This is a genomic window from Fibrella aestuarina BUZ 2 (assembly GCF_000331105.1).
GTDB lineage: Bacteria > Bacteroidota > Bacteroidia > Cytophagales > Spirosomataceae > Fibrella > Fibrella aestuarina.
The window spans coordinates 1082017-1094407 of record NC_020054.1 but is presented as its reverse complement, the minus strand read 5'-3'; the positions used below and the strand labels follow the sequence as shown (position 1 = coordinate 1094407).

Genomic DNA, 12391 nt, shown 5'->3' with positions numbered 1-12391 from the left:
CTTTGTGTGATTTTTTGACTAATTTTCGAAACGTGATCCGCGAATAGGTCAAAATTTACCAATGAAAGCGCTTTATGAAAAGGTCACCATCGACGAGGAACACTCGATTGTGGTTAAGCACCTCCAACTCCCTTCGTTTGACGCACCCTGGCATTATCACCCGGAATATGAGCTGACTCACATCATCCGTAGCACTGGAAAGCGGTTCGTGGGTGATCATGTCAGCGATTTTGAAGCGGGTGATCTGGTGCTGGTTGGGCCCAATTTGCCCCACTTCTGGCGAAATGATGACGAGCAGCCCGCCGACGCACCGGCGGAAGCCGTCGTGGTACAATTCACGGCACTGCTCAACGATGGCCTGCTGCGGATTTTCCCCGAAGCGTATTCGCTACGGCAACTGTTGCAGCGGGCTCAGTTTGGGCTCCGCTTCAGTGCCGCCGCCGTCGCCAACATACGCCCGCGCCTACTGGGTATCACGCAGCACGATGGCATGAATCAGGTACTGGAACTGCTCGGCATTCTGAATACGTTGGCCACCGACCGCGACAGCCGTCTCCTGGCTTCCGACAGTTATCAGCTGTCGGCCAGCGAAGCCGAAACCGAGCGGATGAAGCGGGTACTGGAATTTATGCTGACCCACTTTCGGGACGAGATCCGGGTAGAGCAGATTGCATCGGTAGCGGGCATGGCGCCGGCGGCGTTTTGTCGGTATTTTCGAAAACGCACCAACAAGTCGTTTGTCGAATACCTGAACGAATTGCGGATCAGCCACGCCCGCAAGTTGCTTACCCACGCCGACCTCAGCGTGGGGCAGGTAGGCCTGGAATGCGGCTTCAACAATATCTCGCATTTTCACCGGCAGTTCAAGCAGCAAACCGGCACCACGCCCCTGCGGTACCAGGCTACCTACCGCGAAACGATGGCCCCGCCCCGGGCCGCCATGCCGAGCCTGCCCTAGTTATCCGCTCAACCCGACCATTTGCTTTGGCGCTCGCGACACACGTTTCCAGCTCGTTACGACACGGCCCCGTCGAAGGGCATCAGTTTGGCTATGCGCGCCTGCCGTGGCCCCGCCCTATTCCGGTCTGGACGTATTACGTGGATGGCTTACTGATCGACACGGGCTCCCGCTACACGCAGCGGGCCGTTTTGGCGACCTACGAGCGCCATCAGATCGAGCAGATTGCGCTGACGCACTTTCACGAAGACCACGCGGCCAATGCAGCGGCGTTAGCCCGGCAGCACGGCTGCCCGGTTCGGTGCGGTCTGCTCACGGCCGAGCGGATCGCCTATCCCTACCACCTGCTGCCTTACGAGCGCTACTGGTTTGGCCCCATCGAAGCCTGCTCGGCCGCCGTGGGCGTGGAGGTACTGGCAACGTACCCAGCCCCAGTCGAAACGGCGCATTACCGGTTTCTGCCCATCCCCACCCTCGGCCATTCCGACGACCACCACGTACTACTGGAGCCCAACGAAGGTTGGCTCTTTTCGGGCGATTTCTACGTGGGCAATCTGCGCGTGTTCCGGCGGGGCGAGAACATCTACCAGCAGTTGGAAGCCGCCCGCCACCTGCTTACCTACGATTTCGACACGCTGTTCTGCGGCCACCGTCCTGTTCTGAAACATGCCAAGACTGCCATCCAGGCCAAAATTGATCACTTGCAACGCATCGTCGATCAGTCGCTTGAAGGGCAACGGCGTGGCCTAAGCGAGGCCATAATTCTGCGGCGGATTGGGCTGCGCGAAGACTGGTTTATGCGCGCCTTCACCAGCAACGACGTCGCCGTAACGTACCTGATCCGGTCTGCTCTGCACGACCGGGCGAACGGCGCCGACTAGTCTTCCAGCACGTTGCCGAGGGGTGTGTTTTTCAGCAAGAGTGTGAACACCAACAAAACGACGCCCCACCGGAGATACGGCCGATATTGGTCCTGCACGTCTTCGTGGGTCTCGACGTATGTAGGTGCCCGTTCGAGGCGATCGATGCGGGCAAACACCTGCCGGAGCTGCCCCACGTCGGTTACCCGGAAGAAATACCCCTGCCCCATTTCGGCGATTGATTTCAGAATGCCTTCGTCAAACTGCGAGGCGAGGCTTCCGTCTTCGGTCCGGGCCGATCGCCGCCCTACGGCAATGGTGTAAATTTTCACATTAAAAGGAGTTGCTAGCCGCGCCACCGTCAGCGGATCGAGGTTGCCCGCGGTGTTGTCGCCGTCACTGAGCAGCACCAACACCCGGCTGCGGGCGGGCGAATCGCGCAGGCGGTTGATCCCGCGCGCCAGTGCGTCACCAATGGCCGTGCCGGTGGTGCGCACCAGATTGGGGCTCAGCTCGCGCAGGTATTGCCGGAGAAGGGCGTAATCGGTCGTGAGGGGGCAAAGTGAATACGCTTCACCCGCAAATACCACCAGCCCGATGCGGTCGTGTTGCCGCCCCGCCACAAACTGCTGCGCCACCAGCCGGGCCGCCGCCAGCCGATTGGGCTTCAGATCGGTCTCCAGCATCGACGACGACACGTCGAGCGCCAGCATGATATCGATGCCGACCGATTGCTCTTCGCGCAGCTGCCGTACCGTCTGGGGCCGGGCCAAGGCCACCAATAAGAAAGCCATCGACAACCACAACGACAGCGGCACCAGTAGCCGGAGCAGACTCACGAAACGCGCCCAGCCACCAGGCCGTACGCCCGTTAGCCCCAACCCCGACACCCGAAGTTGCTGCCGGTAGCGTTGCCCCAGCACATTCCGAAAGAGAAACAAACTGATTGTCAACGGAATCAGCAGCAGCGCCCACTGGTTATCGTAGTGGAACGCCCGCAACGTCGACGGCATCAGCCAATAAAGTGAGTACCAAGGCATAAAGACGAATAAACGACGTAAAACGAGACACGGGTGAGCGCCGTCGGATTACTGGTTAATTTTTTCGCGCCGTCGCTGATAGGCAGCCATCGCCACATCGCGCAAGACGCGTAAGGCCAGCGGCGACTGATCGGTGAAGGCACCGCCGTAGATCATCCGATCAGTTTCGCGCAGCGCATCGGCCACACGGTCGTCACCAATCCGCTGGGCGATTTCGCTACTGGTGAGCGATGTATACGGCTGCCGTTCGGTTTTCTCCAGGTATTGTTTCCACGCCACGATCGCCTGATTGGTTAGCTCGCCCGTCGACTCGGGGCCAACATTACGGGTTAGCTGATTGTAGGTTGTCATGAACCGCAGGTGTTTCCGCCCCAGCACGTATAGCGCCCAGCGTTGGCGGAGGGCTTTCCCAAACAAAATGTAAATAGCCGCCAATATGACCCCCGCCACCATCACTACCAGCACCAGGTTGGCGTAGTTGAGTTGCTGTGGCAACGGGGCCAGCGTTGTGTCGGGCTTTAGCTGCAACGTATCGGGCCGGGCCGAGGCCAGTACCGACGAAAAAAGAAACACCGTATCGGGCGACGACAGCACGGCCGTACAATCGGAGCCAGCGATCAGATAGACAGGCACCTGCAACACCCGCGCCCGGCTCACTTCAAACGAAACCAGCGTATATACGGCACTATCGACACTAACGCCCTGCCGGGTGCGCGTTGGGAACACCGATAGACCACGTACCCAGAACGGCGCAAATTGCCGGGCCGTATCGGGAAAGAGCACATCCTGCGTGGCGGGGTGGCGCACCGAAAGCGCATAGCGAAATGGTCGCCCGATCTCGATGGTGTCGTCGATGAACGTACCCACGGGCTGAGCCACTGCCGATGACCAGTGTACCATGAATGCGATACAATGTACCAGCCAGATCAAGCCGTTACGTGGTGACCAGCCGTTCAGAAGCCAGCTCACTGCGTACCGTTCACTGTCCATTGTGCATCGTTCATTGTTCATTGCCTATCGCCGGCTACCGATACTTCCGGGCCCGGAAAAGCTCCGCTAAGGTCGGGACAAAATCGGCCTGTGCGTCCAGGGCCACATAATCGGCATCGTATTGGCGGCAGAGGCGTTCGAGGCGGGTGCGGCTTTGGGCAAACTGTTCGCGGAGGGCATTCCGAAAGCGCGGGGCCGACGTATTCAGCCAGACCGTTTGCCTTAGTTCGGTATCGAAAACCGGCACCACGCCCAGTTTAGGCAGGTTGATCTCGCGGGGGTCGTAGAAATGAATCACCACCAGGTCGTGCTTTCGGGCGAGCGCTTTGAGGTTGTGTTCATACCCCTGATCGATAAAATCAGACAGCAGAAAAATCAGGCTGCGGCGCTTCAACACATTCATGGTAAACAGCAGCGCGTCGGCCACATTCGTTTTCACCGACTGCGGCTCCAGTTTGCCCAGCGCCGTAATCATCTGATACCCCTGTTTGAGCGTATTGGCCGGTTTCATGTACTTTTCCTTCTGATCGGAAAAGCAGTACATACCCACGTGGCTGGCTTCGTTGATAGCCGACATAGCCAATGCCCCGCAGACGTCTTTGGTCGTATCCAGTTTTGACCGCTGAAACGAACCCACTTGCTGTGAAGCACTTACATCGACCATAAAAAAAACCGTCTGATCTTTTTCTTCGCGGAATACCTTCACGAAGGCCCCGTGCCCTTTTGATGAGACGTTCCAGTCGATCGCCCGCACGTCGTCGCCGTACTGGTAGGGGCGCAGATCGGCAAACTCAAGGCCTGACCCTTTGAATACCGACCGAAAATTGCCCCGCATCTGCGAGCTGACGGCCTTCCGAATCCGAATCTCGAACTCGCGGGCCCTGATCAAAAAATCATTCATTTAACGAATTTTACCAGTCACTTTCTGTTAAAATTACGGCGCTTCAGCGTTAAGGTACTGTACTCGGGTACACTGGCTTTCCAACGCTGTTGGAGCCGGGCCGCAGGTGCTTAGGTTGCGAAGCAGTTTTCAAATTTAATCAGGATGCTACGATTCCTTTCTGTTGTTTTTTTCGGGCTGATGGCGTTGGGATGCGGCTCTTCGGAGAGTCAGCTGGGTGAGAAACCGGCCAATCTGGTTCCCGAAGAGACCATGGCCAATATACTGATGCAGGTACACCTCAACGAGGCCCGAATCAGCAAATACGGCCTTAGTTCGTCTGATTCGGCGTCGATCCTGTTTAACCGGCTGCAAGCCAAAACCTTGAAGCAGTATGGGGTAGATACCTCTGCCTATACCAAGAGCTACATCTATTATTCGGCCCGGCCGGCCGATCTGGCCCGCATCTACGAGCGCGTGGTCGAGCAACTCAAAGAGGCTCAGAAAGCTAAAGAAAAAGTGGTGAGCAAAAAGCCGGTTTCCTGAGGATACATCTGCGTAAACCAGTTAATCGTTTGTGGTTCATACAAACGAATTGTTTATCAGCCGTATGCAAAAACTAGGCATTTACGTAACTTGAGGGGCTAATCGTCCGGTTAATGCTCACACGTCTCTTCACGTACCGCTACATCCTGGCCTTGTCGCTTATTGCCGGTCTGACCATCTGGGGGCAGGTGCTGATCCAACGGCAACTCGACAAACAGGAGAACGATTCCTGGCTGATTAACGAAGCCGGTCGGCAGCGCTTTCGGAGTCAGATGATCGTGAAGGACGTCTTGTTATTAGTGAATGCACCGGTAGCCTCAATTGCACAAGAGACGCGCGCCCGGCTGAACCGTACGCTTACCCAGTGGGCAACGTATCATCAGCAATTAAAGTCGGGCAACCTCACGGTTCGGCACGCCCAATCGCTCAACAGCGCGACCATCCAGGCGATGTTTATCAGGCTTGACCCGCACTTTGGCGCCATTCAGCAGGAAGCCCGCCGGTTTGCGCAGTCAACGCTTTCGCCCGCCGAAGCCCGTAGCGCCGTAGCCACCATCCTGCAACACGATCCCGCTTTTCTAAGCCAGATGGACAGTATCGTGCAGCAATATGAAGCCGAGGCGAGCCAGAAAATTGCGGCGCTCCGCCAAACCGAACTGCTGCTCCTGGCAATCACGCTGCTGGTGCTGGTGCTGGAAGCGATTTTTATTTTCCGACCGGCCGTGCGGGCGCTGGGCCAGACACTCGGCCAGCTAACCGCCGCCCAGGAGACTACTCAATCTATGAATCACGATTTACAACAAAGCAATCAGGCCTTGCAGGACGCCCAGGGAAAGTTGTTGCGCGAATCGGCGTTGCGGCACCAGCAACAGATGAACGAGCAGGTGGTGCGGATGGCGGCGCTCATGCAGGGGCAGGAGGAAGAACGGCGGCGGTTGTCGCACGATCTGCACGATGGTCTTGGTCAGATGCTGACGGGCCTGAAATTGTTGGTCGAAAATGTGCGTTCGGTGCATCTGCTCCCCGAAAAAGAACAGCGCGCTTACGCAAACCTGAAAGACCTGGTCATTAAAACGATTCAGGAAACGCGCCAGATTTCGAACAACCTGATGCCGCCCGTCTTGAGCGATTTTGGGCTCGAACCGGCCCTGCGCCAACTCGTCGACCAGAAAGTGCGCCAAACCGGCCTGACGATCCTGATCGAGTCGGAAGGCGAGGTAGGCCGCCTGGACCCCGCCGTTGAGATTGGCCTGTACCGCATTGCCCAGGAAGCGCTCAACAACGCCATCAGGCATGCCGATGCCGACGAAATTGATGTGCTGCTTCAAATTAGCGGCGACAACCTGCTCATGACCATCAGCGACAACGGGCGCGGGGTAGCCGCCGCCGCCCCGGAGTCGATCCTGAACGGGCATGGCCTGCACAACATGCGCGAACGAGCCCGGCTACTCAATGGCGTTTTTCGGCTCGCGTCGGAAGTCGATCAGGGCACCCGCGTCATCGTGACCATTCCGCTGGGTACGTCGCCCACGCCCGACGCCGCCGTGGTGCGCCGCGCCGCTGTTGCTTAGGCAGTGACCAGTTGCTCATCGATGGGCGCTGCACGAGTCTATCGATCGACTTCGCCCATGACCAGATCGAGGGAGCCGATAACGGCCACCAGGTCGGCCAGCATGCTGCCCCGGCTGATCTCGGGCAGCACCGAGAGGTTGTGGTACGAACACGACCGGCAGTGCGACCGCACCGGTATGTCGGAGCGCCCGTCGGTGCGGAAGAAGAAGCCCAATTCGCCTTTGGCACTTTCGCCCCGAAAATAAAAATCACCCGCCTTGGGCCGGATCTTCTTGGGCACTACCGCGTGCGGGTCGAAATCGGGCGTACGTCGGTAATCGGTAGTGAGGCGGTCGAGGCACTGCTCGATGATTTTCAGCGACTCCCAGCATTCCTGCACACGTACGTAGTTACGATCCCAGCAATCGCCGACAGTACCGACCTTGCCTGTGCCCACAGGTACGTCGAAATCGAGTTCGGGGTACACCGAATAGGCGTCAACCCGGCGCAGGTCGTAGCGCAGCCCCGACCCACGCAACACCGGTCCCGTGCAGCCATAATCGATCGCCACCGGCAGGGGCAGCACACCCACGTTGGCCGTGCGCTGAATGAAAATCTTGTTGTCGATCAGCACCTCCTGCAATTCCACCAGTTTGGGCTTCAGGTACGTGACAAACTCGCGGCAGCGTTCTTCAAAACCAACGGGCAGGTCGAAAAACAGCCCACCGATCCAGATGTAATTGTAAAGCATGCGGGCGCCACTCACCCATTCGAGCATCCGCTGAATATGCTCGCGGTCGCGCATAACCCACAGAAAGGGCGTAAACGCGCCAATGTCGATCCCGTATGTACCGATGGCGACGAAGTGCGAGGCAATCCGGTTCAGTTCGGCTACCAGTACCCGGATGTATTCGATGCGCTTGGGAATGTCGTTCTCGATACCCAGCATACGCTCCACGGCCATTGCCCAGATGTGCTCGCCGTTTATGGCGGCCAGGTAATCGAGCCGGTCGACGAAGGGGATGCCTTGGTTGAATGGCACCTGTTGCGTGTGGGCTTCGAAGCAACGGTGCAAATACCCGAGGTGCGGCACCACGTCGACGATGATCTCACCGTCAGTAATGATTTCCAGCCGTAGCACACCGTGCGTGCTGGGGTGCTGCGGCCCCATGTTCAGGATCAGCTCCCCATCGGCCAGCCGTTCGGGTTCGTACAGGTTCGGCTCCGAGGCGCGAAAATGGCCGGGGCTGTATTCGTACTGAATACGATTGGTAGGCTCACTGATTGGTGTTGTCATGACCCTGCAAAGATAAGGGTTCCCAACGCGGCAACACCCGCAATTACGGCTTCAACGAGCTGTAAATCGCTTCGTGAATCCGGCGGCGGAGCCGGGTGGTGTTGATGGCGTTGTTGCCGCCCGTGGGGAACAGCCGGTTCGACAGAAACACAAAGACGAGCTCTTCGGCGGGGTCGACCCAAACCACATTGCCCGTGAAGCCGGTATGCCCAAACGACTGGGCCGAGGCCTGCGGAGCCAGGTAGCTACTGGTGTTGCTTTCGGCATTAGGCTTATCCCAACCCAGCGCCCGGTGGCTCCGGTTGCTGATCGTCTGCGTAAAGTAGGGCACCGTCAGGGGTTGCAGAATGCGCGTGCCGCCATACAACCCGCGTTGCAGATTCATTTGCAGCAGCTTGGCAATATCGTGGGCATTGCCAAACAGGCCCGCATGCCCCGAGACGCCCCCCTGCACGGCCGCCATCTGATCGTGTACCGTTCCGACCAAGAGTTGATTTCGGAAATACGTATCCTGCTCCGTAGGCGCACAGTGTGGATTAGTCAGCTTTTGCAAGGGCGTAAACGTGAGCCATTTCAGGCCCAGCGGTCCGTAAATTTCCCGCTCGACAAACCGGTCAAGCGGCTGCTTACTGACGCGCTCCACAATCTTCTGCAACATCAGGAAACTCAGGTCGCTGTAGACGAACGACGGCTTGCCATCGGCATCGACTTTCCGCGATAGCGGCGATTGAATCACCCATTTCCAGACTGAGTCTTTCACCGCAGGCACAGCCCAGAGCGTGGGGGCGATCTGCAAGGTGTGGGCGCTGTCGGCCTTGTTGCTGTAATAGACCGGATTCAACGCACCCGACGAGGTGCGGGTGCGGTCCCAGAGCGTGGGGTAAAACGAGATTAGACCCGCCTGATGCCAGAGCAGGTCCTGCAAGGTCATGTTCTGCTTGTTGCTGCCTTTCAACTCGGGCAGGTACGTCGATGCTTTTTCCGACAGGTTGATGCTCCCCCGGTCATACAGCACCATGACTGCCTGCAAGGTTGCCAGCACCTTCGTCAGCGAAGCCAGATCGTAGAGCGTGTTGTCGCTCACTTTTTCGGCGTTACTCGCGTAGGTCAGCCCGCCAAAATTTTTGTCGTAGACGATTTTGCCTTTACGGGCGATCAGAATCTGGCAGCCGGGAATAACCCGATCGTGAACGGCCAGCTCGGTCATCTTGTCGATTTTGGCCAGTTCGCTGGCTTTCATCCCTACGCTTTCGGGTGTAGCCGGCACGAGCCGCCCGGTTGGGTCTGGCACCACGCCGAGCCCCTCTTTAAAGTCGCCGCTCGAAATCGGCAGTGAGCCTTTTGCGGGCAAAGCACCAAAAATCACCTTGGCCGTTGCCCGTTGCATCTCTTCAAACTCCTGATATGAGCACAGGAGCGCATCAGCATCGGTGAGCAAATTGAGGCTGTAGGCCGACCCGAAGGCCACCACTACCACCTTTTTGCCCTGCGCCCGTAGCCGTTGCAACAGCGAGATCGTATTCAGGTTGATCCCATACCGCCGGAAGGCCGACGTGCTCATGCCGTGCAGGCTCACAATCACGGTGTTGGCCGCGCCGGTGCGCCCAATCAGTTCCGTAACGGCGGCGTCGCTCTGCGGCGGGTCAGGCACGGCAATCGGCTGAACGGGGGCCAGTTGGGTCAGTGTTTTCTGGAACGCATTGCCCGCCGTAGCCCCCATTGCAATGGAGACGACTTCGCTGGAATCGGTCGTGACCAGCGGCAGCAACTGTTTCTGATCGCTAACAAGCGTGACCGAGTTTTCGCAAAGCTCCTGTTTGAGGGCTTTGGCCTCGGGCGAGTTCAGGTCCTGAATAAGCCCGGCCAGCGGAATGGGTTTGTATTGCCCCAGGCCCGACCAGTATTTGGCGCGCAGGATCTTGCGCACTTTTTCGTCGACAAACGCCTGCGGCAACGTACCTGACTGAATGGCTTCGCGGATAACCCGGGTAGCTTCGCGGATATTTTCGGGATACAGCAGAATGTCGTTGCCAGCGATCAACGCCTTCAGGTTCACGATCTCGGCGCGGTTGATGCGGGTTACACCGCCCATGTTCATGGCGTCGGTGAAGACCAACCCCCGGAAACCCAGTTCTTTCTTCAGCAGATCGGTCACGACCTTTTCCGACAAGGTGGCAGCAATGGCCGGCATCTGATTGTCGAAAACCGGCACGTGCAGGTGGCCCGTCACCACGCCCATCAGGCTGTCGGCAATCAGCTTGCGGAACGGGTATAGGTCAATATCGTGCAGTTTCTCCGACGACCGGCTGATGACAGGCAGCGACGTGTGCGAATCGACGTTGGTATCGCCGTGGCCGGGAAAATGCTTGGCGGTGGCTATTATGTGCTCTGCTTGCAGGCCTTTCATGTAGGCCGACGCCTTGGACGCCACGTTTTCTTTCCCCTCGCCAAACGACCGGATCCCGATAACGGGGTTTTGCGGGTTGCTGTTGATATCGGAAACGGGCGCGAAGTTGATGTGAATGCCCAAGCGGTGGCACTGCCGACCGATTTCGGCCCCCATGCGCTGAATCAGTTCATTGTCGCGGATGGCCCCGAGCGTCATCTGCTTCGGAAACTCCATCGTGCTGTCGAGGCGCATACCCAGGCCCCACTCCCCGTCAATACCGATAAACAACGGAATTTTCGATGCCGCCTGAAACCGGTTGGTCAGCACAGCCTGCCGGTACGGTCCACCCTGGAAGAAAATAACCCCGCCGATGTGGTAGTTGCGCACCAAGTGCTCGATGTAGATGCGGTGGTTGTCGCTATGATTCGAGTAGGCCGCCACCATAAAAAACTGACCAATTTTCTGGTCAACCGTCATGGTGTTGAATACGCTGTCGACCCAGTGCTCGCCGTCGTTGGACATAGCCAGCACGTCGACGCCCGCATCAAACGTAGCCAGGGGAATCGAGCGGACCTTGCTCACCGGACGGCCTTCTGTGGGGCCGATGGCAAGGCTCCGGTTGGCGGTAGGTAGACGGAGCCGAAAAGTCTTCGAAAAACCGGACCAGTTTGTGCCGCCATTCGCTAGATAGGCCACAACCAACAGGCTGGTAACAACAGTCAGCAGAACGATACGCTTCCGCATAAGTACGCTTTAGGTCAAAAATTTCTACAATCTCACGGTAGGTATTCGGCTCAAAAGTGGCTAGGAGACCCTAAAATTAGCCAATGCGCCGTTTAAACCATAGCCTAACTGGAAAATAGCTTCGATTTCCACCGTTTATTTGGGCGGCCTGCGCCTCCGTCGTAGCCTCGCTGTCCCCTCCGTCGTACCGGCTTTCCCACCCTCATGCGACGCTTTGTTACCAGCTTGTTCTGGCTTTGTACGCTCACTACTGTCAACGCATGAACGTACCCACCTACGTCCCTCCGGCTGCGCATAGCCTTCTCCTAGATACTAACCGACCCAACATAGGCCTGTTCAGAGCACAGGCGACCCACCTTATAAACCTACACGCAGCTCTGTGATGCATCGTTGCTGGATGCTTCGCCAACCTGCCCACCAAGCGTCATTCGTTTGGTATCAACTGCATCAATTTGTCGGTTGGGTACGTTGTCTCGAACATATCGCCCCTTGAACTTGGTTATCAGCTCACAAGCCGGCAGCGGCGCCCGTTGAGTTCGATGATGAGCACGCCCTGATAGCCACCTCGTTCTATTTTTTAGAAGAGAGATTAATTGAGTAGCCGACCCGGTTTGCCAATGCCTTTTAGCCAATGATCCGTTCGCTTATTTCCCTGATGCTCTTAAGCCTGACATCCCCGCTTGTGGCCCAACGGACGACCAACAAGGCGTTTGGCGTCATGGTTGACGCGCTCATTAAGGAGTCGGTGCCGGTGGTAACCTGTAACGAACTGAAGCAGATGCCCGCTGCGGTTCGGCTCGATGCCCGCGAAAAAAAGGAATACCTGGTGAGCCACCTACCCAACGCCCGCTGGGTGGGCTACGACGATTTTGATATCAGCCGGGTGGCCGATCTCCCCAAATCAACGCCGATTGTGCTGTATTGCTCGGTGGGGTACCGTAGTGAAAAGGTGGGCGAAAAACTACAGGCGGCAGGGTATACTAATGTGCACAACCTCTACGGCAGCCTGTTTGAATGGGTTAACCAAGGAAACCCCGTGGTCGATGCGGCGGGGAAACCCACAAAACGCGTCCACGCCTATTCGCGGGCGTGGAGCATCTGGCTTAAGCAGGGAGAAAAAGTATACGAGTAAACCC

Annotated in this window: 10 protein-coding genes; 5 read left to right on the top strand and 5 right to left on the bottom strand. The window is 57.6% G+C overall.

The window, feature by feature from the left end; translation table 11 throughout:
- Positions 1 to 61: 61 nt before the first annotated feature.
- The gene (locus tag FAES_RS04340) at positions 62 to 958 is read left to right on the top strand and encodes a helix-turn-helix domain-containing protein (protein WP_015329983.1); all 897 of its coding nucleotides are present in this window, start codon (positions 62 to 64) and stop codon (positions 956 to 958) included.
- Between the two features lie 26 nt (positions 959 to 984).
- Positions 985 to 1839, top strand: a complete 855-nt coding sequence (locus FAES_RS04335; protein WP_041257548.1) for an MBL fold metallo-hydrolase — start codon at positions 985 to 987, stop codon at positions 1837 to 1839.
- Here FAES_RS04335 and FAES_RS04330 read toward each other — a convergent pair.
- The 3 genes from FAES_RS04330 to FAES_RS04320 form a co-directional block, all read right to left on the bottom strand.
- Entirely contained in the window at positions 1836 to 2858 is a 1023-nt protein-coding gene (locus FAES_RS04330; RefSeq protein ID WP_015329981.1) for a VWA domain-containing protein, read from the bottom strand. The genes FAES_RS04335 and FAES_RS04330 overlap by 4 nt on opposite strands.
- Positions 2859 to 2906: 48 nt before the next feature.
- Entirely contained in the window at positions 2907 to 3758 is an 852-nt protein-coding gene (locus tag FAES_RS04325; RefSeq protein ID WP_148289290.1) for a hypothetical protein, read from the bottom strand.
- A 124-nt stretch (positions 3759 to 3882) separates the two neighbouring features.
- On the bottom strand, positions 3883 to 4749 hold the full coding sequence (locus FAES_RS04320) for a DUF58 domain-containing protein (protein WP_015329979.1): 867 nt from the start codon (positions 4747 to 4749) through the stop codon (positions 3883 to 3885).
- 144 nt (positions 4750 to 4893) lie between these two features.
- Here FAES_RS04320 and FAES_RS04315 point away from each other — a divergent pair, with 144 nt between their 5' ends.
- Positions 4894 to 5274: a DUF4296 domain-containing protein gene (locus FAES_RS04315; protein WP_015329978.1), complete on the top strand. Its 381-nt coding sequence runs from the start codon at positions 4894 to 4896 to the stop codon at positions 5272 to 5274.
- A 113-nt stretch (positions 5275 to 5387) separates the two neighbouring features.
- Positions 5388 to 6845, top strand: a complete 1458-nt coding sequence (locus FAES_RS04310) for an ATP-binding protein (RefSeq protein WP_015329977.1) — start codon at positions 5388 to 5390, stop codon at positions 6843 to 6845.
- Between the two features lie 38 nt (positions 6846 to 6883).
- Here FAES_RS04310 and FAES_RS04305 read toward each other — a convergent pair whose 3' ends face one another.
- Entirely contained in the window at positions 6884 to 8122 is a 1239-nt protein-coding gene (locus FAES_RS04305; RefSeq protein ID WP_015329976.1) for an NADH-quinone oxidoreductase subunit D, read from the bottom strand.
- A gap of 43 nt (positions 8123 to 8165) precedes the next feature.
- Positions 8166 to 11255, bottom strand: coding sequence for a serine hydrolase domain-containing protein (locus FAES_RS04300; RefSeq protein WP_015329975.1), 3090 nt, complete (start codon positions 11253 to 11255; stop codon positions 8166 to 8168).
- A 631-nt stretch (positions 11256 to 11886) separates the two neighbouring features.
- On the opposite strand from FAES_RS04300, the gene FAES_RS04295 reads away from it, so the two are divergent.
- Positions 11887 to 12387: a rhodanese-like domain-containing protein gene (locus FAES_RS04295; protein WP_015329973.1), complete on the top strand. Its 501-nt coding sequence runs from the start codon at positions 11887 to 11889 to the stop codon at positions 12385 to 12387.
- Positions 12388 to 12391: the final 4 nt, after the last annotated feature.